The 25,422-nt window shown below is 74.0% G+C and carries 16 protein-coding genes and 1 pseudogene; 10 read left to right on the top strand and 7 right to left on the bottom strand.

From position 1 onward, the window contains the following. The 7 genes from AC2TEW_RS30080 to AC2TEW_RS30050 form a co-directional block, all read right to left on the bottom strand. Entirely contained in the window at window positions 1–567 is a 567-nt protein-coding gene (locus AC2TEW_RS30080; protein ID WP_484626512.1) for an XF1762 family protein, read from the bottom strand. Window positions 568–658: 91 nt separating this feature from the next. Continuing rightward, complete coding sequence (locus AC2TEW_RS30075; protein ID WP_484626511.1) at window positions 659–2,014, bottom strand: putative type IV secretion/conjugal transfer ATPase; 1,356 nt, start codon at window positions 2,012–2,014, stop codon at window positions 659–661. 13 nt (window positions 2,015–2,027) lie between these two features. Further along, window positions 2,028–3,515, bottom strand: coding sequence for an SCO6880 family protein (locus tag AC2TEW_RS30070; RefSeq protein WP_484626510.1), 1,488 nt, complete (start codon window positions 3,513–3,515; stop codon window positions 2,028–2,030). 46 nt (window positions 3,516–3,561) lie between these two features. Next, window positions 3,562–4,857: a hypothetical protein gene (locus tag AC2TEW_RS30065; protein WP_484626509.1), complete on the bottom strand. Its 1,296-nt coding sequence runs from the start codon at window positions 4,855–4,857 to the stop codon at window positions 3,562–3,564. After that, a complete protein-coding gene (locus AC2TEW_RS30060) occupies window positions 4,857–5,150 on the bottom strand; it encodes a hypothetical protein (RefSeq protein WP_484626508.1) in 294 nt (97 codons plus the stop codon). Before AC2TEW_RS30060 ends, AC2TEW_RS30065 begins: the two co-directional genes overlap by 1 nt. After that, entirely contained in the window at window positions 5,128–5,931 is an 804-nt protein-coding gene (locus tag AC2TEW_RS30055) for a DUF8175 domain-containg protein (protein ID WP_484626507.1), read from the bottom strand. Before AC2TEW_RS30055 ends, AC2TEW_RS30060 begins: the two co-directional genes overlap by 23 nt. Further along, entirely contained in the window at window positions 5,931–6,266 is a 336-nt protein-coding gene (locus AC2TEW_RS30050) for a DUF8827 family protein (protein WP_484626506.1), read from the bottom strand. Before AC2TEW_RS30050 ends, AC2TEW_RS30055 begins: the two co-directional genes overlap by 1 nt. Window positions 6,267–6,582: 316 nt before the next feature. Between AC2TEW_RS30050 and AC2TEW_RS30045 the strand changes: the two genes are divergently transcribed. The 10 genes and pseudogenes from AC2TEW_RS30045 (at window position 6,583) to mobF (ending at window position 25,195) form a co-directional block, all read left to right on the top strand. After that, window positions 6,583–7,740, top strand: coding sequence for a transglycosylase SLT domain-containing protein (locus AC2TEW_RS30045; protein ID WP_484626505.1), 1,158 nt, complete (start codon window positions 6,583–6,585; stop codon window positions 7,738–7,740). Next, on the top strand, window positions 7,737–8,471 hold the full coding sequence (locus AC2TEW_RS30040; protein ID WP_484626504.1) for a hypothetical protein: 735 nt from the start codon (window positions 7,737–7,739) through the stop codon (window positions 8,469–8,471). Before AC2TEW_RS30045 ends, AC2TEW_RS30040 begins: the two co-directional genes overlap by 4 nt. 36 nt (window positions 8,472–8,507) lie before the next feature. After that, window positions 8,508–8,714, top strand: a complete 207-nt coding sequence (locus AC2TEW_RS30035) for a hypothetical protein (RefSeq protein WP_484626503.1) — start codon at window positions 8,508–8,510, stop codon at window positions 8,712–8,714. A 218-nt stretch (window positions 8,715–8,932) separates the two neighbouring features. Beyond that, window positions 8,933–9,415, top strand: a complete 483-nt coding sequence (locus tag AC2TEW_RS30030) for a hypothetical protein (protein ID WP_484626502.1) — start codon at window positions 8,933–8,935, stop codon at window positions 9,413–9,415. Between the two features lie 2,434 nt (window positions 9,416–11,849). Further along, window positions 11,850–12,089 (top strand): annotated as a pseudogene (locus AC2TEW_RS30025) (DUF6283 family protein); the annotation flags it as partial. After that, on the top strand, window positions 12,064–12,309 hold the full coding sequence (locus AC2TEW_RS30020) for a DUF6283 family protein (RefSeq protein WP_484626501.1): 246 nt from the start codon (window positions 12,064–12,066) through the stop codon (window positions 12,307–12,309). The pseudogene AC2TEW_RS30025 and the gene AC2TEW_RS30020, both read left to right, overlap by 26 nt. 316 nt (window positions 12,310–12,625) lie before the next feature. Beyond that, entirely contained in the window at window positions 12,626–13,138 is a 513-nt protein-coding gene (locus tag AC2TEW_RS30015) for a hypothetical protein (RefSeq protein ID WP_484626500.1), read from the top strand. A 1,141-nt stretch (window positions 13,139–14,279) separates the two neighbouring features. After that, window positions 14,280–15,500 (top strand): DNA cytosine methyltransferase, encoded by a 1,221-nt coding sequence (locus tag AC2TEW_RS30010; protein WP_484626499.1) that lies wholly within the window; start codon window positions 14,280–14,282, stop codon window positions 15,498–15,500. A 1,812-nt stretch (window positions 15,501–17,312) separates the two neighbouring features. Next, window positions 17,313–17,882 (top strand): hypothetical protein, encoded by a 570-nt coding sequence (locus AC2TEW_RS30005; protein WP_484626498.1) that lies wholly within the window; start codon window positions 17,313–17,315, stop codon window positions 17,880–17,882. A gap of 2,495 nt (window positions 17,883–20,377) precedes the next feature. Next, entirely contained in the window at window positions 20,378–25,195 is a 4,818-nt protein-coding gene (gene mobF, locus AC2TEW_RS30000) for a MobF family relaxase (protein WP_484626497.1), read from the top strand. Window positions 25,196–25,422 lie beyond the last annotated feature (227 nt).

The following is a 25,422-nucleotide window of genomic DNA, read 5'->3' as shown; positions in this document are numbered from 1 at the left end:
TCACGCGCCACCCCCAGGGTGCCCTGCGGCGGGCGTGCGATGCGAACCGTCGACGGCGGCGACTGTGGGTGCCTCATCGGGGAAGGCATCGTGCGCCGCTGCTCCATCGGGGCCATTCCGGGGTGCCTCCCAGAGCGTCCGGGCCGTGAACGCGGCGCCGCTGGATGCACGACGCCGACTCGGTGTGTCCCAGCCGGCACGAGCCCGGCGCTGGGCCGAGACCCTCCAGCCGGCGCCTCGCAGGCTTGCCCCGGTCTCGCCCTCCTGGGTGTAGGTGACCAGCCGCGCGTAGCCGAGTGCCTTCGCGGCGCGCCACGCAGCCCCGTACAGCAGCGAGTTCGCGTTGCGGACCCCGTCGCTGCAGGTCAGCGTGACCTCGAGCGTCACGCCGTCGTCGAGATGGCGGGCCACGGGCCGGCCGACGATCGCGACCGCGCGCAGCACGCCTGTTCCGTCCGCGGCCCCGAGCGCGAACACCTGGCCCGCGGGTGGCCGGTGGTGGCGGTAGTGGCGCAGGACGAAAGCCTTCGCCTCGCGCGACCGGACCGGCACCAGATGCAGACTCATGCCGCACCCCGCCCGGCCGACGAAAGCGGCCACCTCACCGCTGGTACGCGTGGGGAATGGGTCTGGAGGCCCGCGAACGCGGGTCGGTCGGTCATCGGGGCTCCGTCCGCGGGTTCATGGCGATCAGGGGTGCTGCGTTCGCGAATTCTCGGGGCTTCTCGCTCATCCTGCTGTTGGTGTTGGTCAGCCGGACCTCGGCGCTGGACCGGATGTGCTGGACCAGCGAGATACGCCCGCCGACCTGCCAGACAGCTCGTCCGGGCGCGCAGACGCTGGCCCCGTCCGCGATGGCCTCCCGGGCCCAGGCAGGAAGCTGAAGGTAGTCGGCCGTGGCATCGGCGTCCGCCTTGTCGAGGTGGTAAAGCACCCGGGTGGCGGTGAGCTTGAGGATGGCCATCGCCTCGGGCGACTCGTCGACGTCCACGTCGCTCAGGTGATGGATCACCGCCATGAACGACAGGCCCAGACGGCGGCCGTAGCGGACGAACTCCTCGAACAACCGGGCCACCGGGCGGTGGCTGAGGATGTGCCAGGCCTCCTCGACGATCAGCGTGCGCTTGGTGCGGTCGTGCGGGCGGATCCAGCCGAACCGCAGCCATGGACCGATCACCGACATCAGCAGCGGCATCGCCATGCCCTCACGCGGCAGGCGGGTCAGGTCGAAGACGATCAGCCGGGCATCGAGGTCGATGCCGTCGGTCGTCGGCCCGTCGAACAGGCCGGCCAGGTCCCGGGTGGGGGAGCACAGCTCGTCCATGGCCAGCGACGCCGGGCGTCCCCAACGGCCGAGCTCCGCCGCAGTGACGGACTTCTTTCCCAGGTCGGCCGGCTGCGGGGCGGTGAGCGCGTTCAGCACGTCGGACAGCACCGGCACCCGGTCCGCGGCCGCGGCCGCAGTGACGGCGACCTGGTGCGCAACCGAGAGGGCGAAGCGGGTCTCCGCGTTCATCTCCCCGTCGATGATCTCGATCATCGAGCAGAGGATCTTGAACTGGTGCTCGGGCGGGATCCGGGGGTCGAGCGGGTTGATCCGCACCGCGCCGTCCTCGGCGCCTCCGCCGTACACCAGACGGATCGGCTTGATGCCCAGCTCCCGGGCGATCGCGTCCCACTCGCCCACGCCGTCCTCACCCTGCGCGTCGAGGACCGCGAACGACCGGTCCTGAAAACGCAGCTGCCGCAGGACGTAGCACTTCTCCAGAGCGCTCTTGCCGTAGCCGCTCTTGCCAAGGATGAGGATGTGGCCGCTGGGCAGCCGCTCACGCGCCGACGGATCGTAGAGCACGAACGGGTCGTAGATGAACGCCTTCCCGCTGTACATCTCCCGTCCGATGATCACACCCCGCGGGTCGCCGGTCGGCGCGCCCACCGCGGGGTAGAGGCCGCAGGCCTGCGCGGTGGTCGTCCTCAAGGCCCGGCGCCGGGTCTGCCGCTGCGTGCGGAGCATCTCGAGCACCGGCTCAGCCCTTCAGCAGGCCGCCGGCCAGCGGCAGCGTGTTCGCGTGGGCCCGGAAGTGCTCGTGGTCGCACCACTCCAGGGCGAGGTTGGCGCGCGTGGCCTGGGCCCGGAGAAGATCCCGGTGCTGCCGCAGCTTCTCCGCGTCCGGGGCGGTGACAGTCACCCATCCCGCGAGCCGGATGCCCGCAGCACCGTTCGCGATGTCGTGCATCGTGGCCGTCGCGGTGCGCCGGTCCTTCGCCTCACGGGGGTCGTTGACCTTCCCGGCCTTGCTGTCCGCCTGCCCGATCTCGTTGGTGACGTCCGCCATCGCCTCCCGCAGCGCCTCGTCACTGGTGACCAGGTCCATCGTCACGGCGACCGTGAAGATGACGTCCTGGACGTACAGCAGCAGCGGCGCGAGGAAGTTCACCCCGACCGGCAGGACCGGAAGCTGCTTCCACCAGGCGGTGACACTGTGCCACGGCTCGGTCCCCTCCCAGCTCCGGGACAGCATCACCGCCGGGTCGCGGGCGTCGACCTCGGCCGGCCAGGCCGTCGCCCGGTCCATCCCCCGTGTGTCGTTGATCCAGTGGTTCGGGTCGTAGCTGTGATGCAACCAGCTCGCCAGCGACGGCTCGTCCAGGTTGCGCACCCACCGCAGCTGCGCCAGCCCGAGGCGCCGGATGAACTCCTCGAGCTCCTTGCCGAGTACGATCCCGAACCCTTCGTGCAGGGTGCGGTAACGGCGGGCCTCTGCCACCAGGTCCGTGTCGTAGGGGATGCCCACCACGATCAGCAGCCGCCGGTCCTCGGCGGAGATTGCCACGGTGCGCAGCAGCTGGTCGTAGGAGTCGTGCAGCCACTGCGGGGTGGCCGGGTCGCGGCGGGCCTCGGCGTCGCGGGCGTGGGCGTTCGGATCGGTCGGCACCACCCGGCTGACCCACTGCAGCCGGCGCACCCGACCGCCGGAGTCGGCGGTCGACTTCAGCAGGAACTCCCACGCGCCGACCAGCGCCTCCTTGTCGTCCGCGTCGAGGCCTCCGAAGTTCTTCTGCCCCTCGACCTCGATGGCCGCCGTGAACATCGCCTCGTCGGTCTGCAGCAGGATCGCCAGGTCCCCGTACGCGGTCCGCGCCCGGATCCACTCCACGTCCGGGATCCCCGGAGGCGGCGCCACCTTCCCCGGGGCGCCGTCCCCGCGCCGGCCGACCTTCGGGGCGATCGACCGGTAGAGCAGGCGCCCGTCGCGCAGCAGCCTGCGGTGCGTGCGGCGGATCTCCCACCACCGCAGGAACGTGCGGCCCTGCCAAGGTGCCAGCGTCGCCCACCCGCAGGACCCCGCGGTCACCGCGAACCCGAGCAGCTTGAACGGGATTCCGGGAGCGATCCACAGCAGCAGAAGCCCGGCCATCACGCCCGCGGCGAGCACCCACTGCTCGTCCATCTCAAGGCGTCGGCCCAGCAGACCGCGCGGCCTGGGGCGGGGGAAGAGAAACGTACGGGGCATGAGGAATCCTGACAGCGGGGGAGGGATGTTCTGGGCCGGTTGCGCGTCACTCGTCGTCCGGTGGTTCCTCCACCGGGCTCCCGTCGGAGAACGCCTCGGCCGGCGCAGGGGCAGGCGCCGCAACCGCGCCGGACGACCCTGATCCGGTAGGGGCGACCGCGCCCGTGCCGTCGCCGGCTGCGCCACGGCCGGCCGAGCCCCCGTCCTGCGCCCCCGACATCCCGCGATCGGATCCGACACGGTCCTGCGTCGCCCCGCCTGCTCCATCCTCGTCCGGCTCGTCCGAACCGCGGTCCCGGGCGGGTGCGCCGCCCGCGCCGCCCGCACCGGCCGTCCCGCCGCTCTGCCCACTGCCCTGCTCCGTGGCGGCCGTGGCACCGTCGACACCACGTGCCGCGGCCGCCTCGACCTCCTGCTGGCCGCGCTCCTGCGCAGCCTTGGCGATCCCCACCCCCGGCGCGGCCCCGCCGCCGGCCGCAGCGTCGATCTCGTCACCGTCTCCGCCCTCGTCGTCCCCCTCCGAGCCGCCACCGAGCTTCGACTTGATCTCGCCGAAGCTCGACTTGGCGGACTGGCCCACATTCGACAGACCACCCTGCATCTGCTTGCGCGAGCCGAAGACGTCCTGGACCTGGTCGCCGAGGATCGGAATGAACTTGGCGACCTGGAACGGGAGGTACAGAGCCAGGAAGAACAGCGCGAGCGCGGTCAGGATCGTCCCGAACGCCTGGGCGACGCTGGCACCCTCGCTGCTGCGCCCGGCCAGCAGCGCGGAGGCGAGGGCCAGGGTGGTGAAGGTGACGTACTTCGAGGCGATGATTCCGACGATGATCCCGAACCAGCGCTTGGTGTGACCCCAGAGGTCCTTGTCGACCAGTCCGGAGAAGACGGTGGGGCCGAAGACCAGGCCGGTGTAGATGAGGGCGTTGCGGACGATGAGCTCGAGCCAGACGCCGAGCACGGCCATCAGCAGGAAGAATCCCACGGCGAGGACGATGATCGGCCCTCCGGGGATGACCAGCAGCACACCGAGCATGGCTCCGACGGCCGAGCCGATCTTCGGCAGGTCGTCGGCCACGGGTGCCAGCATCGCCTCCGAGATGCCGTCGAAGACCTGGGTGACGTAGGCGATGGCCAGCGGCGCGAAGGCGGACGTCATGACGGACAGCAGGAGGTACCCGATGGACTCGCCGAGCGCCTGGACGGGATCGACACCCTGGATGGCGCGCTTCACCACGGCCACCAGCCACAGCACGACCGTCAGCACGACCGAGGCGCCGAAGGCCATGGTGTAGGTCCGGATGAACCCGGCATTGCTCCAGTCGATCTCGGTGATCCCCATCAGTGCGTGAGGTCCTCGGTCAGCGAGTTCATAGAACTGACGACCGAGTTGGAGAGCGACCTCGCCACGTACCCGAGCGGGTCCTTGGCGAAGTCCACGAACTCGTTGGCGCCCTGGACCTTCTCGACGGCGCTGCACACCACGTCCGCGAACGGGACCTTGCAGAGTGCATCCGAGACCGAGTCGGCCCGGGCGGGCGGGGGCGTGATGACGGCGATCGTCGCGATCCAGGTGAAGCCCAGGGCGAGTGCGGCGCGGCGCTGGGGTGTGTCAGCCGACGTAAGGAGGCGCATCGAAGTCCTTGTCCATCGAGGAGAAGACGTCCGTGGATGTGGGCTGCTGGCCCGTCGACTGCAGCGGGGTCGGGCCGGGGGTGACCGTGATGGACGAGGCCTTCCAATCGCCGTCGCGCCACACGAGGACGAGCGTGTAGGTGGTCCATGAAGCGGAGACCGGAACCGGCGCGTTGGACGACGGCAGGCCGACGACGCCGCTCATCCACACACTCACCGTGGCGACCTCCGCCGAGTAGCTCACCACCTTGGAGCCGAGCGGGGACGCGCGCGCGATGAGCTTGTCGACGGTGTCGGCCGTCAGTCCCAGGGCCGAGGAGAACCGCGTCACCGCTGCGTTGTCGTCCTTGATCTGGCCGGCCGCGGCATCGGACTCCATGATCGTCTTGAGGATGCGCTCACGGGACCCGGCGTCGGTGAGGTAGCGCGCGCTCGAGCGGGCGATCTCGAAGTTCACCGCCGCAGCGACCGCTCCCTCCCGAGACCTGCTGTACCCGACGGGGACACCCTCGACCAGCCTCGAACCGGCCTGTCCCGCAGCGGAGGCACCGGAAAGACTCGACCCGCCCGCGGCCTTGCCGGCCTGCTCCGAAGGTGCAGGACTGGCCGCTGCCCCGCCGGATCCGTCCGAGCCGCGGCCGATCAGCACGGCGCCGAGAATCAGCGCCAGGAAGACTGCACCGACCACGAGGACCGGCCCGCGCAACGGACTCGGCGACTTCCGGGCCGGTTCGTCGCTGCGAAGGACGCGCGTGCCGCTGGCATGGTCCCGGCGGGGCATCAAATGCCCATGCCGTAGACAATGGTGAACAGCGTTCCGATGGATGCCACGATGAACGCCGCGACGAGGCTTCCCGCGAGTTCCTTCTGGCCCTGTTTGACCTGCACCGTGTCGTGCTGGGAGTTCCCGACCTTCAGGTGGATCACGCCGATGAGCGCCTTCCCCAGCAGAATGAGGATCACCGCCGCCATGATGGCCTGGATGACCGTGCGGGCCGTCGCGCCGACCGACGCGAACGGTCCCCAGTCCGGGGCCAGGCCCGTCACCAGGCCGTCGACCGTCCCGCCCGGCTTCGGCGACGGGTCAGCCGCGAGGATGATGTCCTGCAGTCCCATGTGCCCACCCTGATTCTCGGTCCCGCACGGTGCGGAAGGTGAAATCCGCCTTGTCACAAGGCGAATGCCGACAGGGCGGAGCGCGTAGCTCCGGCGCCCACAGAACCCCCCTGCCGGCCCTTGTGAATGCCGGCTGACGCAACGGCGCACCCGGCCCCGCCATTAGACGCGCCCCGGCCCCGCCCACGGCAGCGAGAGCCCGCCACGGCAGCAGGAGAGTCCGCCGAGCGGGAACTATGCGGTGGACATCCCGGTCTCCGGGAAGCTCTCCGACCCGCCCTGAGGCCGACCCGGACCTGCGGGTCACAGTGAGGCGGTGAAGAAGAGCGCCTCACTGCTCGCCGCCATGCTGGCTGTCGCGGTGATGGGCATGTCGATCATCCTCCTGGGCGGCAGCGGGGCAGCAGCGGACGCCAACGCAGCCACCTGCACCACTTCCCTCGCTCCCGTCGGAAGCGGCAACCAGGGCGCGGGGACGGCAACTGCCGCGGTCGGGTGGGAGCCTCCGCTTGCCCAGGACGGCCCCGCAGTCGTCGTCCCGATCAGCCCGCAAGGCCCCCAGCAGAACCCCCACTGGAGCGAACAGCAGATCCGCAACGCCTCCACGATCACCAACGTTGCCCGCACCCGCGGGCTCAGCCCCAGGGCGGCCGTCATCGCCGTCGCGACCGCGATGCAGGAATCGACGCTCGAGAACCTCGACCACGGCGACCGGGACAGCGTCGGGCTGTTCCAGCAGCGGCCGAGCCAGGGCTGGGGAACCGTCACCCAGATCACCGACCCTGTCTACGCCGCCAACAAGTTCTACGACGGCCTCGTCAAGATCAAGGACTGGCAGACCCGACCGCTGACCCAGGCCGCCCAGGCCGTTCAGCGCTCAGGATTCCCCGACGCCTACGCCAAGTGGGAACAGAGCGCCGGCGGCCTTGTCAGCACCACCTGGGGAACCGCCGCCGTCACCTCGGTCTTCGCTGGCTGCGACCCCACCCCCGCCGGAGCAACAGGCACGGGACCGGACCCGGCCGCACAGTTCACCACCACGAACCCGCGAAGCGCCGACCAGGCGATCGCGGCCGCACGAGCAGGCTCCGCCAGCGGCCGCTCGGACTTCCACCTCTACTGTGACAAGTTCGTCGCGCAGGCCTACGGCTGGGGATCATCAGGATCCGTGTCTGCCAACATCCACTGGCAGCGCCTCGTCGCCAGCGGCGACGCCCACCCCGGAGACAACTCGCCACCGCCCGGCGCTCTCTTGTTCTACGACAGCGGAAGCAAAGACGGCCACGTCCTCCTCTACCTCGGAGGAGACATGGTGGCCAGCACCGACATCAACGGCTACGGAACCATCGGCATCAGGCCCAGGTCCGACGTCACCGACGGCACCTGGCACATGCGCTACCGCGGCTGGGCCGCGCCCGCCTTCCCGAGCGCCGGGGGAACAAGCTCCCTGCCCGTACCCCAAGGAACGACGTGACCGACACCCAGGTACACATCAGCCCGGACGGCGCCGCACGCATCGACGACGAGCCCATCGATGTGCCCCCGGGTGTCGAACCCGCACGCGCCGTCCCCCAACAGCTCGCCCTCGACGCCGCAGGCGCGGGAGCGCCGATCGCAGTCGCCATTCACGACACCAGAACGAAGCAGCGCCTCAGACTGCAGATCAACCCGGACGGGAGCACCCTCCCACTGGCCCCGGGGGAGCCGCTCACCCCACCCACCGCAGCGACACCGGCCCCCGCCGGCGAAAGCAGCGCCTCGCCCGAGCACGACCAGGCCCTGCAAGCGGTCTACGAGGCCGGCCGTGCCCACGACTTCACCCGAGCCGCCGACCAGGCGGACCTCCTGCTGGCCGGCCTGACAGCCGCCCACGGCGAGCGTCATCCCGCCACGCTCACCGCCGCCGGCGTCCGCGCCGACCTCGCCTGGATGTCGGGCGACTACTGCTACGCCGCCGAGCTGTGGACCTACATCGCCCACGGCTGGGCGCACGCCACCGGACCCGCGAGCCGGCCCGCACGCGCCAGCGCCCACCAGGCCGCCGCCTCCTGGAAGGACGTCCCCGACAGCGACGCACTGGCCAGCGGACGTCCTCTCCTGGCGATGCTGACCGTCATCGCTCCGACACCCGAGACCAACGCCACCGTCCTCGCCGTGCGCCGTCGGATAAGCCGCCTCGCATCCGCACGATTCGCGCTACCGTGACCTCTGCACCGAAAGGGGGACCACACCGTGGCCGGGTTGGCGTTTCTCGCACTCAGGTTCATCCGCTACCTCCCGCACCTGCTCATCATCGTGGGCTTCCTCACCGGCGGCGCCATGTGGAACTCCGACGACCCTGCGTCCAGCTTCCCGAACCTCTTCGCACCGATCGCGGTCGTAGCCCTGGGCGTCACTCTCGCACTGGTGTTCCCCCCGCACGGCCGGCGCCGGCGCCGGCGCGGGTGACGCGAATCGCGAGCGCGCCTGGCCGCAGGTCCAGATCCCCCTCACCGGGAACCGGGCGAGCCCTCTCCCGCAGCGCGGGACGATTGCCGGCTGACCCTTGAACGCCGTCGTCCCCGCGGGGACCGTAGAAGGCACCGACTTCGCACGGGGACGACGTCCGGGCCGCGCCGACCGCCCGAGGAAACTGCCGCCAAGGGCCCGACTGACTGGAGCCCGAGATGAGCGATCCAGGCACCTCCGACAACAAGCGGACGGTCGGCGACACCACCTACAGCTGGATCTCAACAGCCGTCGGCGACATCCTCTACGCCACCAGGGCCTCCGGATGGCGCGAGCGACTCCTGATGGGCCCCGCCGTCCGTGAGGTGTTCGCCACCCTGACGCAGCGTCCCTATGCCGATCCCCTGGAGCAGCTCCGCCACGAGCAGCGCACCCTCGACCAGGTACGACGAAGCGAAGCCGCCCAGCGGGAGCAGGCCCGCGACGCCACCGAAGACCGCGAACTCCAGCGCGCCCTCGACGACGGCACGATCTCCCCGGAGACCTACGTCCGCGGCCTGGCGGACCAGGCCGCCCGGCGCGCGGCCCCGCCGCCCTCACTCCGGCAACGCCTTGACGATCACCGCCTCCTGGCGCGACTCGAACGGGACCTGAGGATCGGCCAAGTCGGCCCGATCCTCGACGCGGCCGGCCGCGAGTGAACCCCGGGCACCGACACTGCAGCGCTCGACGACCTCGAAGCCCTCTGGCACGACGACCACACGCGGCCGACCGCCAAGCCACCGCCGAGGTGGACCGAACGCCCGCACGGCCACCTGTCCCACGCCGACCTCGCCCGGCAACTTGCCTGGCTGACACAGGCCGTACCGAACCTTCGGAAACAGGCGACGACCGCCGAGGCTGCAGCGGCCGCGTTGACGACCGACGCCGCGCAGGGCCGCGGCCCGGCCGCGCACGCCGTACGTCAAGGCGAACAGGACGCTCGCACCGCTACCCAAGAAGCACGAGACGCTGCCCGCGGCTTCCGGACCGCCAACGCCCACCTGCGCCGCTCCCTCGCCTTGCACCGAGCCGCAGACGACGCCACCCGCCGATCCCAGGCTGGCTCCGCATACCTGCTCCTTCGCGCAACGACTCCGGCAGCGCAGCGGGACGACGCCCACCGACTGCGAGAGAAGGCCTTACGGGCGAAGCTCGAAGCCGACGGCGCACTGGCCCGGGCGACAGCCGCACTGACCCGGGCCCGCGCACTTCGCGCAACGGCGCCCCACCAGCAATGGGGACCGTCGGCTGCCGGTCGCAGCCTCGAGGCCGCCATCGCATCCGACCTGCACGCCGTTGAGGCACAGTCAGCAGACCTCAGATCATCGGCGGCCAGACTCCGTACGAAGGCCGACGGACTTCAGGACCGTCTCGATCAGCTCCGGGCGGAGACCGAAGCCAGATCCTCGCTCACCTCGCGTCAGCGCAGAGCCGAAGACCGCGAGCGGCGCGGCGACCCGCACCGGCCGTCCCGCCGAACGCCATCGGCGCACCGGCCGCCGCCCGCCGGCGCAAGGGCCATCGCCGACCTGATAGGCCGCCACCTCAGGCTGAAGCACCGCTGCATCACCGCCCCGGCCGCTGCAACCCGTTCCCGAGCCGGCCGGGAGCACCGGCCGACCCCGAAGCGCTCACGGCTATCGACCGCGTCGGCGGCGCCGATGCCTAACAGGTCTACTGTTCCCCGGCGTGGCCGACAGCCCGACCTACCTTCCACGACGCCGAGGGCACCTGGCTCGAGCCGTTCTCTCACCTTCCTGCGCGGTGAAGCGGAGCTCTCTGCTGACACCCAGCGGCTTCTGCCGGGCTCACATCGTCGGCCCGGCGAAACCCCGTCAGTGCCCCAATGGGGCTCGGCCCCCAGCACGGCACCGCTAGCTTCCACAGCACCACGGCGCCACCGGCCAACCCGGGCCGACGCGGAAGCCTGTCAGGACCGCCAGCCAGGCCGATCCATGCCCGTGGTCGAAATGCCCCAGACCCGCCCGAACCCCCGCTGACTTACCGGACGCTGCAGCAGCGTCGGTCAGCCTTCGCCTCCGCCCTACCGGCCCCAGAGAGAGACCGCCGAAGCCCGCGTCCACCTGACCGCGACCACTGGCCACGGTCTCATCTGTCACAGCGGGGACCCTGCCGTATCCGCTGACACTCATCGTTGCCGCGAGCCCAAAGCGGGCCCACCGGCAAGCGGCGCCGCCGTCCAAGCGGCACCTCCGAACCGCTCGCAGCACCCCGACCACAAGAGTCAGCAGCCAACCACATCACACCCGCACCCGAACCGCAGCCACCGACCCTCACGGGCTACCAGCCGGCCGCAACTGCCACGCGCGGGACCCGTGAATCCGGACGACATGCCAGCAGCCTAGACAGCAGGACAAAGATGCAAGAGCTGTCAGCAGCCGGCCAAGCCGCCGGGGAAGCGGACTACGACAAGTCCGAAGCCGGGCATGCCCGAACTCGGGCAGCCCTTGACCCGCCGGAAGCCGCCGCTACGGTGCGCCCCAGCTGAGCCGCCGCGACGGGTGACCCGCGTCGTCCCACGGCGCCCACCCCACCCTCCGCCCGCCCAGGCGTTCCCAGCACCAGCACGACCCGCGTCGGGAGCACACCATCCCGAATCCGGACCACCCGGAGTCACGCGACACCCCGAGCCGAATCACACCTCTGAACGGACTTCACCGTGCCCACCCTCCACTGCAAACTCGCCCAACTACTTCGCGCCGTCCTGCCGGACCGCCCCAGCCATCGCCGCCTGGCAGCGCTGCGCCTGGCGGCACCCCGCCGACCGCGCCCGGCCGCCGGGTGTGCCGCCCCCGGCCCGGAGGGGGTGTGGGCGGGGGCGGCACACGGGGCGCCTTGACCCGTGTGGTGTCGGGAAGGCGCCGGGGAATCCCGGACGTCAGCGCAGATCGCCGTCGCTCACGGCTGCATAGTCCCACCGGCAGTGGCGCGATGTCCGGCCAATAGCGGCGACTGCGCTACGTCCTTGGTGACCCCGACACCCCAGGGGTCCCGGCCGCCACCACCTACCACCACACCCCGCCCCTGCCCCGCCGCCCCCTCCTATCCCGTCGCTTGAAAGGGGCCCCCGCAGTGTCCCGTAACCCGGATACTCGTTGCGTGCCGTCCTCGAGCCGTCCGCCCGCGCTCCGTCCCTGCGACACCTGCCCCTACCGGCGTGATGTCCCTTCCGGGATCTGGGCCGCGAGCGAGTACGAGAAGCTCCCCGCCTACGACGCCTCGACCGGCGAGCAGCCCACCCGCGTCTGGCTGTGCCATCAGCACGACGCCGGCAGCCCGGCCAGGTGTGTGTGCGGGCTGGGCCGCATGCCACGGCACAACCCTGCTGGCGCCGAGGATCGCCCCGCTGAACGGCGCCATGGACGGGGAGACCTTCGAAGCCGTCGTCACCTACGTCTCCCCGGTTGCACTGTTCCCCTCCGGGGCCGAAGCGGCCGAGCACGGCCTCGCGGACATCGCCCAGCCCGGCGCCGAGGCCACCCGCTCGATCGAGAAGGTCGTCCGCAACCGGCGGGACACCCTTTTCGGCTGAGCACCCACGACCCGGCACTCCCCCCTGGGCCCACGCCACCCGGCCGCCTCCTCCTTCCATGCCCGGACCCGCGGCGGTGGGGCAGTCCAGGACGGCCGACCCACCGGGCACCAGCACGGCCCACGGCCCGTTCTGGTGCCCGGTGGCATGCGTGGTGCTGCCCCGACGGCCGGGAAGGAGAATCCCGGCCCCGGCCGGCTGCAGCCCCTCCCCCGCGCCTGCTGGCACCGGATAGGGTGCGTCCGACCCGCCCGCGTCCACGTCACCACCGCTACCAGGAGCCGACATCAACACCCCACAGACCTCCGCCACACTCATGGCCGCCGAAACGGTGGTGCTGGAATTTCTGCACGCGGTCGTCGCCCTCGAAACCGCCTCCCACCGCCCCACCCGGACCTGGTCCTACCAATCGGTCCAGGCGCTCCTGCTCGCAGAAGGCCGCTGGTTCACCCCCGGCGGGCTCCCCTCCCAGATCACACCGCTGCCCGAGAGAGAGTGCTTCGCCAACGCGGCACTCACCGAGCGCACCCACCCCGGCCTGCTGTACGCCGAGGGGTTCGCCATGCCCGCCTCCGTGCCATTTCCTGTCGCCCACGCCTGGTGCGTCACCCCCGACGGCCGCGTGGTCGACCCGACCTGGACCGACTTCGCCGGCGCCGCCTACATCGGCCTGCCCATCGCCGACACCCAGCTACGCCCCGATCCGCTGCGCCCCAACGGAGTCCTGGAACGACCCGAGACCCTCTATCCCCTGCTGCGCGACGGTGTTCCGCCAGGCACCACGGCCCCCATCGGCCGCCCCTGCACCCCCAAGGAGTGGGCACCGTAAGGCGACTACGAGCACTACCAGCTCCGACGCCCAACGATCCCGGACCCGCCGCGATCGGCCCCGCTGCTCCGGGCCCGCGTACCCCAGGGGCCCTGCCGCCCGTCAGCCCCCGCCGCCCCGAGGGCCGTGCGGCCCTGCGCCTGCCGACGGCCGGGATCTCGCGTCCCCCACCGTCGCGGCGTCACCCCGTCGGTCTCGTCCCGCCCACGCCTCCCGGGGGGGCGATCGAGAGGCCCGCGGCAGCTCCGCATCCCCGGGCACAATGGCACACCAGCGGCTGGCCGTGCCCCACCCTGGCCCGCCGCCCGCCGCGCACCATCGTCGTCCGGCGCCGGCCGCTCGGCTTGGGCTGCCCGTGTCCGGCCCTGCCAGCGTCCCGCCACAGCTGCCCGCCCCCGCACCGGCCTGCCCTAGCGCTGCCACTGGGCGTCGGCTGCCGTTCCGCCTTCGGCCCCGGGGCCGCCCACCTGTCCGCCCACCGGCGCTGCTGTTCCGGTTCCGGCCGCCCCTGGCTGCTGTGCCGCGCGGCCCCCGCCCTGTATCCGTGCCTGCCCTGGCGGCTCGCCCGGCCGAGCCGCCGGGGCGCTCCACGGGCCGGGCACGTCCCGCTGCTCGCCGTCGCCTGCCGGTCCGGCAACCACGAGGGGGCAGGCCGGGTGCGGGGTGTGGCGTCCGCGTCCGGCCACCCGGCCGCCTCGGTCATCAGGCTCCTCCAGGGCGTTGACCGGCTCACTGCCGCGCCTACCTTCCGGCACAACAGACCGGCCAGGCCCCGTCGGGGCGAGCGCTCACCGCCGCCGCCCCGCCGCCCGCTCCCGCCCCTCACGGGCTGCAGAGCCCGGCCGCCGGTCACCGCTCACCAGGCCGGGAGCCCGCTTGCCCAGACCCACACTCACGCCCCGCCGCCGTCCGCCCTGCCGCGTACGAGGAACTCCCGCTCTTCGCCCTCGACACCAACAGCCCGACCACTACAGCCACTGTCCCCACACCGACCCATGAGGACCGGTTCGCTCTCGACGGGCCCGAACTGACCGCTCTCCTCGACTCCCTCACCACAGCCCAACGCGACCAGCTCGCCGGACCCTGGCCCGCCCGCTGGCTCTACCCGCCCCGCCCCGGCGAGGCGCCCCGCGGAGTGAACGTGTGCGCCGGATGCGGCGGCGGCTGCGCCGGGCTGCGCCTGGTCCTCGGCGTCACCACCGACATGGTGTGCGTCGAGCTGGAGAAGAACCCGACCGCCACCAGCACGGCAGCCGGCTGCACCGTCATCCAAAGCGACATCAAGACCATCGACCCCCGCCACCCCACCCTGCGCTGGACCCGCCGCGTCATGTGCACGATGCCGTGCATCGACTTCACCCGTGCCGGACTCGGAGCCGGCCGCGACGCCGGGAACCTGGAGATCCTCCTGGAGGCGATCGACCAGGTCGGCACCCACATGGGGAACGTGTGGGTGGACGGCTCCGAACTGTGTACCCACGACGACCCCGCCGACTGCGACGAGGCCGTCTGCCACGACCACATGATCGAGCCGTCCGGCGCCCCCATCACCGAACTGTGGTCGCTGGTCGACGACATGACCGCAGCCACCGCCGGACTCATGCTCGCCCCGGTCATCTGGATCCTGGGCCTGCGCTCCATCGGCGCCCCCGTCGAGACGATCGTCATCGAGCAGAGCTCGGCCCTGCCCGAGACGGTCCAGGAGTACATCTGGACCGAACTGACCACCGCCGGATGCGAATCCGTGCAGTGGCAGAACCTGGACGCCGCCGACTTCGGCTCCGCCAGCAACCGCAACCGCGCCATCATGTCCGCCCACTGGCACAGCAACCCGGGCCCGGTCACCGTCCCCGGCATCCGCACAAGCGCCGCCCACGCACTTGGCTGGCCGCCGCAGACCCGCATCAACACCCGCGGCGAACGCAGGACCAGCGGCGGCAACGTGTTCGCCCTCGACCGCACCATCCCCGCCGTCACCGGCAAGATCCGAGGCTGGTACTGCCAGGACACCGGCCGCCGTTTCACCATCCCCGAAGTTTGCGCCCTGGTCGGCCTGTCCGGCACCTATCCGGTCACCGGATCCCGCACCAGCCAGTGCCAGCAGCTCGGCGACATCTTCAGCCCTCTGGTCGCCGCCGCCGTCTGGGGCACCCTCCTGGGCCTGACCTTGCTCGGCATGCTCCGCACCTACCTCGCCCAGATCCACCCCACCGTCCACGGCCGAGGCGACCCGGCCGCCATCCTCTTCAACCCCGACCGCACCCGCGCCGCCCCGGCCGTCACCGACGCCGACATCGCGCGCCTGTTCGCCACCGGCGACTACCCGCGCTTTCGCATCCAGCTCCAGCCGTCCACACCCTGACCTCTGCCCGGCCGCCGGCCCCACCGGTGGCCGGGCACCGCCATGCCGCCGCCACCCACACCGGCCCGGTCACCCTTTCCGGCCGCTGCTGCTTCCAGACTGCCCACCCGCCCCGGCCTCCGGTCGACCCCGTCCCTCGCCGCTCCGGGCTGGGGGGTTGATCGGCTGTCTGCTGTTCCTACGGTGTGTCTGTGCCCGCCCGGGCCGCTGCCGAGCGCCGACGCTCCGGTGGTGCGGGCTTCCCCGGGGCGCCCCGCCCCATCACCCCCCCGGTGGGCCGTGGCGCCCAGTGCCGCCCTCCGGCGTCCCCCCCCCCCGGGCCGGAGGGTGGCACACCCGGCGGCCGGGACCCCGCACCCCCTTTCCAGGGGGTCCCGGCCGCCACTACCCCGACCACCACGCCCCGGCTGCGCCCGGCACCCGTCCGGCTGCGCCCGGCACCCGTTCGGCCCTTCCGGCCGGTGACCTGCCCGACGGTGCCCGTCGACCCGCCCGTGCGACGCGCACCGCAGCCACCCCCCCCCGGGCCGCCGGGGGAGCCCCCGCCCACCGGCCACCACCGCACACCATCCCGCACACACCGACAGCAAGGAGCCCGACCACCGTGACCGACCACCACCTGCCGCTCACCGTCGAGACGACTCACATGGCCACCCAGGTCGCCGCCACCGTCGAAGTCCTCCACCACGACACCGTCCCGTGGGGGATGCTGCCGCCCAGCACCTACCGCATCGGCCTCCCCACGCCGTCGGCCCTCACCGACCTCGGCATCGACCACGCCTGCGTGATCAGCGTCCACGCCCTCGACATCCCCCTGCCCGACGACGACGGCGACCTGCCCGCGCACCTGCGGGCCTATGCGCAGACCCTCCTCGACACCCCCCGAACCACCCCGCACACCCCGCCCGGCGAGCCCGGGCTCCTCGAAGGGCCGACCGCCGGTCTGCTCATCATCGCCGAACGCATCAAGATCGACAGCACCGGAAGCGTCCGCCAACGCGCCACAACCGCCGTCCACATCGTCCGCACCCAGGACCGACCCGACGTCTTCCGCGCCATCGGCCACATCACCGTCCCCGGCCCGCGCATGGCCCACGCCCTGTGGGGCATCGGCCACGCCCTCGACATCTTCCCGGCCGTCACACAACCGCCCACCGCCCACCGGGAACCCGCCCGCCCCCGCCCCCGCCCCCGCTTCCGCCCCCGCCCCCGCCCCCGCCCCGTCCACGCCCGGCCACCTACCCCCGGTGGCCGGGCACCGCCATGCCCCACCACGCCTCCACCACCGCCCGTCACCCATACCACCAGCCCGCCCGCCACCGCCCGCACCGCGCCCCGGCTGGACCGCCCGCCCGCCCGCCCGGCCGGGGCCCGGCCGCGGTCCGCTCGTCCCGCGCACGCTCGGGGGTTGACCGGCCGTCTCCCGCCCCTACAGTGCGTCCCGTTCCCGCCCGGCGGCCGTGCCCACTCCGGCCGTGCGGGCCTCCCCGGCGCCTCCCCGACACCACACGGGTCGAGGCGCCCCGTGTGCCGCCCCCGCCCACACCCCCTCCGGGGCAGGGGCGGCACACCCGGCGGCCGGGACCCCTCGACTCCCCTCCAGGGGGTCCCGGCCGCCACCACCCCGACCACCCCCGCCCCGCCGGCCCCGCCCCGCTACGCCCCTGCCACGGCGGTCCGCTGCGCCCGGCACCGCCCGCGGTCACCACCCCAAACGACCCGTCCCCGTCGGCACCCCTGTCCCGCGCCGTCCCGGCCCACCCCAGGCCCAGCGCGGGACCGCCCGCCCGACGTGATCAGAGGAGTCCTCTCTTGTCCCGATACACCCTGCCGCTCACCGACACCTTGAACCTGGAATACGGCTACGACCGTCCCCTGCACAACGTCTTCGCCCAACTCCGGGAGAACGACGGCGAGGAGCTCATCCAGCACCTGGGCCTGCACCCGTTCATCACCACCGTCGGCGAGCTGATGCCCGCCATCGACGTGATGCTCGCCCCGCACCCCGGCGTGGCTCTCAGCGACACGGCCCGCAACAACATCAGCCGTCAGCTCATCGCCGACGGAGCCGAACCCGGTGACACCCCCGGCCCGCACCCCGGCACGGACACCCACCCGGGCCGCCGCCGTCCAACCGCCCCGTCCGTCCCGCCCACCCTTCCTGCCACGACCGCCGCCTCTGCCGCCTCGGCCGACTTCGCACCACGCCGCGTCACACAGTGCGAGGGTTGCGAGGTCCCTTCGGCCGTCCTCGACGCCCACGAAGCGAAGCAGATCGCCGTCCACTGGGTACTCTGCGCCCGCCACCAGCGTGAATCCGACCTGCTCCAGGCAGGCTCCAACGGCGCCCTGGAAGCCAACGACGGCCACTTCTACCTCTGACCGCACCCTGCGCACCGGCCCACACCCGGCCACCGACCCACCGGTGGCCGGGCACCGCCACGCCACCGCCGTCCACCGGCCCCTGTTCGCGTTGTGCCGGACCGTCGGCCGGTCAGCTTGTGGGTGGTTTGCGCATCCACGGCGCCACCGGCCCGCCCGGCCTGGCCGGTGCGGGGGGAGTGCCCACCGGCCGCGCACCCGCCCCCGGACCCGCCACCGGCCCGGGTCCTGACCCCGGTACCGGCCCGGCCGTCGGCCCGGGCCCGGGCGTCGGCTGTGCCTGTCCGGGTGGCGGGTACCCGCCGACCGGCACCGGCGGCACCGGCACCGGCACCGGCGCCGCGGGCTGCGGCATGGCGTGCTGCACCGCGGCCACCTGCTGCACCTGCTGCTGCCCCACCGCCGCCGGCGCGGGTGCGGGTGCCCCGGCGACGACCGCGCCCGTGAACCGACCCGGCACCGCCGCCACATGGAACGCCAACCCCACCGACGACCCCACCACCACACTGGTGTTCTCACCCACCAGCACCACCCGCTCCCGCCCCACCACCTTCCGGTACGACACCAACCGCATCCCGTGCACCAGCGGACCGTCCTGGCCCTCTTCTACCACCTCGAACACACCCCCCAGCCACGTCGGATCCAACTCACCCGCCGTCACCTGCGACACCGACCCCATCACCGCTCCTCCCTCACACCATCAGCCCGCCCCGGCACCGACCCCGGTGCCGCCGGCCCCGCGGAGCCCGCCCCGGCCCCCGGCGCCGCCACCACAGCCCCACCAGCACCCGATCCGCCGTCCGACGCCGCCGAGCCCGGCCCGGACCGTGGCACTGCCGCCACAGTGCTGCCACTGCCCGCACTCCCGCCACCGTCGCCCGCCGTCCGCTGCGCCCCCGTCCCCGGCGCCGCAGCCCCCGCCGGTCCCGCCGGCCCCGATCCGGCCCCCGGGCCGCCGTCGCCCGTACTCCGCTGCGCCCCGGCCGCCACCGATCCGCCGCCGCCCGGCCCGCCACCCGGCGCAGCCGAGGCCGGCTTGCCGCCGCCCGCGCCGCCACCGCCTTCCGTCGGCCGCGCCCCCGGCACCGCCGTCACACCCCCGCCACCGCCCGGACCGGCCCCCGACGCCGCCGAGCCCGGCCCGGACCGTGGCACTGCCGCCACAGTGCTGCCACTGCCCGCACTCCCGCCACCACCCGGCGCCCGCTGCGCCCCTGACCCGGCCCCCGGCACCGACCCCGGCACCGGCCCCCGCACGTCACCACCCACCGGCCCCACCGAGCCCGGCCCGGCCGCCGGGACCTGGCCGCCCCCCGGCACCGCCGCCACCGGCCCGCCGCCCGTACCCCCGCCGCCCGCCGTCCGCTGCGCCCCGGCCGCCACCGATCCGCCACCACCGGTCCCGCGCGTCGGCCCGTCAGCACCCGTTCCGCCCTGCGGCGCCGCCGGGTCCGGCCCGGACCGCGGCCCCGCCGCCACGGTGCTGTCACTGCCCGCACTCCCGCCACCATCCGGTGCCCGCTGCGCCCCGGCCCCCGGTCCCGGCACGTCGGCCGTCACCGGCCCGTCACCCGCCACCGCCGGGGTCCCGGTCCCGGTCCCGACCGACGGGCCGTCACCCCCTGCCGCACGCCGGCCCCGTCCCTTCCCGCCGCCACCCGAACGCCCCCGACCTGCCCCCGCACCGGCCCCCGCCCCCGCACCAGCCACGTCCCCGCCCCCCGCGCCGACCGTGGGACCGGGTTTCCCCGACGCCTTCACGAACGCCAACATCCGCCGCACCTCACCCACCTCCACCCCCAACCGATCCGCCACCTCCTCCTCCCGCACCCCCACACCCCGCACCAACACACCCCGCATCCCCGCCGCCACCCACGCCCCCCGCTCCCACCCCTCACGCCGCACCACCTCCAACTCCCGCACCAACACCCCGATCTGCCCCTCGATCCCCTCCACCACCGACCCCGTCCGCTCCACCAACGTCAAGAACTCCTCCGCCCCCCGCACCAACGCCACCTCCCGCGCCTCGTACCCCGCCCGCAACTCCCGCGCCCGCCGACGCGCCGCCACCGACGCCACCGCACCCCGCACAACCCCACCCGCACCCGCACCCGCACCGTTCGCCATCCCACGTCCCCATCTCTCACCCACGGGCACCCCAACACCGGGACGCCACACCCCACCAGGCAACCCGCCACCACCGGCCCGCCGGAAGGGGACCGCACCCCGGATCCCGCCCAGCGGGATCCGCACCCCGCCGAGCCACCCGAACTTCCCGCCCCGCACCCGGACCGCCCCCCACCCGCACCACCCTCCACCCCGGGCGCCCCCGCACCGTCCCCGGCCTGCGGCAACACCCGCACCGGCAATCTGCGCCACCCGTGCCCGGGCGGCCCGGGCCGTGGTCCCGGCCGGGCCGGGCAGGGCCGGGAAGCCGCAACCGCGATCCCGACAGCTCTTGCATCTGCGCCCGCCCGGCGCTCACCCTTGCGCCCGTGACGGTGGACTTCTCGAAAATGACACCGGGCGACGGCTACCGCTACTTCATGCGGCAGATCACCACCGGCGACGAACTGCGGCCCCGCGGCCGCGACCTGGCCGAGCACCAGAAGAGCGGCGGCGTGCCTCCCGGGGTGTGGACGGGCCGGGCCGCGGCCCTGCTCGGCGTCGCCGGCGAGGTCACCGAAGCGCAGATGGCGGCCCTGTTCGGGGAGGGCCTGCACCCGCGGGCGGACGAGATCATCGCCGAGCGGCTGCGCGCCGGCGCGACAATCCGCCAGGCGCAGCGGGCGGCGCGCCTGGGCGCCGCGTTCTACGGGTTCGGGCAGCAGCCCACCGAGCTGGCGGCCGCGATCGAGCAGCGGGTGAAGGCGTGGGAGCAGCGTGCCGGGCGGCCGGCCCGGACGGAGGAGCGCCGCGCGCTGCGCCGTGAGGTCGGTGCGCTGGCGTTCCGTGCCGAGTTCGGGCGCGCGCCCAGGGACGGGGCCGAGCTGAACCGGTACATCATCCGCTCCACCCGTCCGCCCCGGCAGCCGGTGGCCGCGTTCCACCCGGTCCTGCGCCCGCCCGGTTCGGTCAACTGGCTGTGGAGGATGGGCGACGACGCCACCCGCCAGGCGGTCGAGAAAGCGCACGAGGAGGCCATCGCGGTCACGCTCGCCTGGATCGAGGACAACGCGCTGGCCACCCGCACCGGGCCCGGCGGGGTTGCGCAGCACGATGTGACGACGGGGCTGGTGGCGGTGAGGTTCCGGCACTTCGACTCGCGGTGCGGCGACGCGCTGCTGCACGACCACGTGCTGATCGCCAACAAGGTGCAGGGCCCGGACGGGCGGTGGCGCACCATCGACGGCCGGCTGCTCCTCGCGCAGGCCGTCGCCGCCTCCGAGCTCTACAACGCCGAGGTCCTGCGGCGGGTGTGCACCGCCCTGGACCTGGCGGTGACCGAGCGACACGTTGAGCAGGGCCGGCGCCCGGTGATGGAGATCGCGGGCATCGGCGCGGAGCTGATCGAAGCGAACTCCACCCGCACCCGGCAGGTGCGCCGGCTGCTGCCCCGGCTGGTCGCCGCCTACCGGGCCGAGCACGGCAGGGAGCCCGCCCTCGCGGCCCGGATCGCCTTGATGCGCCACGCCGCCCTGCAGACCCGGCCCGCGAAGAAGCCCGCGACCCCGCTCGCGGTGCTGCGCGAGCGCTGGCAGCTGGGTGCGGCGGCCGCGTTCGGCCGCCCCGTCGTCGACAACCTGCTGCGCGATGTCCGCGCCGCGGCCCGTGACGCGCGCCGCGCCAAAGGCCCGCCGATCCTGGACGTGGACGCGGCCGCCCGCGAGGTGGTGGCCACCGTCTCCCTGCACCGCGCCGTCTTCGGCAAGCGCCACCTGCTGGCCGAGGCCCACCGCCACGTCACCCGCGCCACGCTCGGCCGCGGCGGCGAGGGCTGGGCCGAGCAGATCTGCGACCACGCCCTGCAGCGCCTGTGCCTGGACCTCACCCCGCCCGACATCAACCCCGCGTTCGCGCCGCTGCAGCGCCCGGACGGCACCAGCGTCTACCGCCGCCGCGGCGCCGAGCTCTACACCACCCCCGCCGTCCTCGCCGCCGAGGACCGCATCGTCGCCGCCGCCCGCACCCGCCTCACCCCCGCCTGCACGACGCGGACCTTCGAGAAAACAGCCGCCCGCCACAAGGGCCCCCTGGACGCCGGACAGCGCGCCATGGCACGAGCGTTCGCCACCTCCGACCGCGCCCTGGCCGCCGCGATCGGCCCGGCCGGCGCCGGCAAGACCACCGCGCTGCGCCTGGCCGCGAACGCCGTCACCGCCGCCGGACACACCACCGTGGCGCTCGCCCCCTCCGCCCGCGCCGCCCACGTCATGTCCGAGGAACTGCGCCGCCCCGCCCACACCCTCCACTCCTGGCTGCACCGCCAGGACCTCGCCGCCACCGGCCGGCTCGTCCTGCCCCGAACCGAGCGCCTGCGCAAGGGCGACGTGATCATCGTGGACGAGGCCGGCATGGCCGCCACCGCCCAGCTCGCGAAGGTCGTGCGCCTCGCCGCGGGAGCGGGCGCGCACGTGCGCCTGATCGGCGACCCCGCCCAGCTCGCCGCCGTCGAGGCCGGCGGCGCGCTGCGGCTGCTGCAGACCGAGGTCGGCGCCGTCCACCTCACCGCCGTGCACCGCTTCCGCCACCCCCAGGAGGCCGCCGCCTCCCTGAAACTGCGCGACGGCGACCCCGCCGACGCGTTCACCTGGTACCGGCAGCAGAACCGCGTCAAGGGCGGCACCCCGGCCGCGATGGCGGACGCCGTCTTCACCGCCTGGCGCACCGACCTCGCCGCCGGCCGCACCCCGCTGATGACCGCCCCCGACCGCGACCTCGTCGCAGCCCTCAACCGCCGCGCCCAGACCTGGCGCATGCAGAGCGGCCAACTCCACAAGCCCTCACGGTGGCGCCCGAAACCCGCCCGCCTGCGCGACGGCCACCACGCGCACGTCGGCGACCTCATCGTCACCCGCCGAAACCAGCGCCGCCTGACCTGCCGCGCCGGCAAGGACTTCGTCAAGAACGGCGACGTGTGGGCGATCGAGCGCTACACCCCCGCCGGCGACGCGATCGTGCGCCACACCCGCCACCGCGGCCGCCTCACCCTGCCCGCCGACTACCTGCGCACCCACTGCGAACTCGGCTACGCCTCCACCATCCACCGCGCCCAGGGCATGACCGTCACCCGCTCCCACGCCCTGCTCACCACCCGCACCTCCCGCGAAGCCGCCTACGTCGCCGCCACCCGCGGCCGAGCCGCCAACCACCTCTACATCGCCCTCGAGGACGACCAGAGCATCGACCAGGCCCTCACCCGCATCGCCACCTACAGCAGCTTCACCCCCTCCGCCCGCCAGAGCATCCGCGACCAGCAGCAACGCGCCTCGGGCATCCAACAGCTCACCGCCGAATACGCCCACGCCGCCGAACAGGCCACCCGCCTGCGCCACACCGCCGCCGCCCGCCGAGCGCTCGGCCCCGCCGCCGAACCCCTCATCACCAACGACGCGTTCACCGCCGTCACCAACGCCCTCACCCGCGCCGAAAAGGCCGGCTTCACCCCCGAACGGATCCTCGCCGCCGCCCACCAGGAGCGACCCCTGACCGCAGTCGACGTCCCCGGCGCCGTCCTCGCCTGGCGCATCGACCAGCGCCTGCGCACCGCCCGCGCCGCCGAAGCCCACGCCGAAGCCGACCCCCACCCCACCACCCGCCTGCTGCGCACCCTCACCGACGACCAACTGGACCGCATCACCGCCCTCGCCCACCAGCACCGCACCCGCGCCCTGACCGAACTGCACGCCGCCGACGCCCTCGCCGCCGCCGCACCACGCCCCGCAACCGCCCACGGCCGCCGCCACCCGCCCTGGCCCCAGCGCCCCTACGGCACCTTCACCACCGGCCAGCTCGCCGACAGGCTCCGCACCGCACGCCGCGCCGCACGGCGGGCCGCAGACGAAGGCGACCACCGCGCCGAACTCGCCGCCGTCGAGGACCTCGTACGGCTGCGCGCCGAACAGACGCTGCGCCGGGCGATGCCGTGGCGCGACCGCGCCCGCGAGGACCACCACCGCACCCGCCCCGCCTCACCCGCCGGCGCACCGGACCCCGCCGCCGCGGCCGCCGCCGACACCGCGGCGGCGCGGGCCCGCGCGGCCGCGGCCCGCGACGCCTGGCAGCGCGCCGAAGCCGTCACCGCCCGCGCCACCGCCGAGCAGCGCCTGCGCCGGCTGCTGCCCAACCGCCCGCCCGCCGACGACAGCACCGACACGGATCTGCCCGACTGGCTCACCCCCGCCGCCGCCATCGACGACCCCCACACCCCCGCCGACTGGGCCCACCACCTCACCCGGCGCCGCGACATCATCGACCGTCACCTCGCCGCCGACATCCCCGCCTGGGCCGCCCCCCTCGGCCCCCTCCCGCCACCTGAGGCCGGGCGGGCGCTGCGCGAACGCTGGGAGCGCACCGCCGCCCTCACCGAGGCCTGGCGCACCCTGCACAAGGTCCCCGCCCACCACCCGGGCCCCGGCCCCCGACCCGGAACCGAACAGCTCGCCGCCGCCTGGGACACCCTCCAGGGACGCATCCGCGCGCTGCACCACGCCACCAGCACCGCCCACCAGCCCCACCCGGACGCGGCCGGGCAGCTGACCCGCCAGGCCCTCGACCACCTCACCCGCCTGCGCCTGCTGCGCACCCCCCACCCGCATCCTGCACCCGGACCGCAACCCGCAACCCGCGCCGCGGGCCCGCACACCACCGGCCCGGCCGTCGTGCCGGACACGGACGCGCCCGCCGTCCGCAGGGCGCCCGCGCCGCCGCCCCTGCTGCCCCGCGCCGAACACCTCGCCCAGGACGCCCTCGCCGCCACCCTCACCTCGACCGCCGCCCCCGAGGCCTGGATCGACCAGATCCCCGCCCCCGACGAGGACGACACCGCCCAGCAGCACCTCTACCTGCGCCTGGTCGCCGCCGTCGCCGACTGGCGCCTGCGCCACCACATCACCGGCAACGACCCGCTCGGCGAGGCCCCCGAACACGACCCCGGCACCGAGCACCGGCACCTCGCCGACGCCCTCGACCTCTACCGCCGCGCCCGCATCGACGACCGCCTCCAACTCCTGCGCCTGCGCCGAGAGGAAGACCGCCAACGCCTCGAAGCCGCCGCCCACCAGGCCACCACCGGCCCGGGCAGCCCGCACGCACGCCCGCCCCGCGCCGGCAACCCCTCCCACCCCCGCAGAGGTGGCCGCCGCCGACGCTGACCACCACCCCGGCCCGCCGCCGCCCCGCCCGCCCGGCTGCCGGACCCCGGCGCCCAGGCCGAACACCACCGGCCCCGCAAGGCGTACGCCGCCCCTGGCCGAGCGTCACCACCGGCAGCCGATCCCCGCGACCAGAACACCGCCCCGGGCCGCCGGACCGGCCGGCCCGGACGACCCCGCACCCCGGCGGCGCGGCGACACCGATCCCGCCACGGGGGAGGGCCCGC

It is taken from the genome of Kitasatospora sp. NEAU-CNBT7 (assembly GCF_057220535.1).
The sequence above is the reverse complement of the archived record's forward strand: the minus strand, read 5'-3'. Positions and strand labels throughout refer to the sequence as shown.

What these genes read in the sequence shown, in the direction of transcription:
- AC2TEW_RS30080 (WP_484626512.1), bottom strand. Translation starts at nt 567, where the DNA reads ATGAGTCTGCATCTGGTGCCGGTCCGGTCGCGCGAGGCGAAGGCTTTC.
- AC2TEW_RS30065 (WP_484626509.1), bottom strand. Translation starts at nt 4,857, where the DNA reads ATGGGGATCACCGAGATCGACTGGAGCAATGCCGGGTTCATCCGGACC.
- AC2TEW_RS30075 (WP_484626511.1), bottom strand. Translation starts at nt 2,014, where the DNA reads ATGCTCCGCACGCAGCGGCAGACCCGGCGCCGGGCCTTGAGGACGACC.
- AC2TEW_RS30060 (WP_484626508.1), bottom strand. Translation starts at nt 5,150, where the DNA reads ATGCGCCTCCTTACGTCGGCTGACACACCCCAGCGCCGCGCCGCACTC.
- AC2TEW_RS30050 (WP_484626506.1), bottom strand. Translation starts at nt 6,266, where the DNA reads ATGGGACTGCAGGACATCATCCTCGCGGCTGACCCGTCGCCGAAGCCG.
- AC2TEW_RS30030 (WP_484626502.1), top strand. Translation starts at nt 8,933, where the DNA reads ATGAGCGATCCAGGCACCTCCGACAACAAGCGGACGGTCGGCGACACC.
- AC2TEW_RS30055 (WP_484626507.1), bottom strand. Translation starts at nt 5,931, where the DNA reads ATGCCCCGCCGGGACCATGCCAGCGGCACGCGCGTCCTTCGCAGCGAC.
- AC2TEW_RS30015 (WP_484626500.1), top strand. Translation starts at nt 12,626, where the DNA reads ATGGCCGCCGAAACGGTGGTGCTGGAATTTCTGCACGCGGTCGTCGCC.
- AC2TEW_RS30070 (WP_484626510.1), bottom strand. Translation starts at nt 3,515, where the DNA reads ATGCCCCGTACGTTTCTCTTCCCCCGCCCCAGGCCGCGCGGTCTGCTG.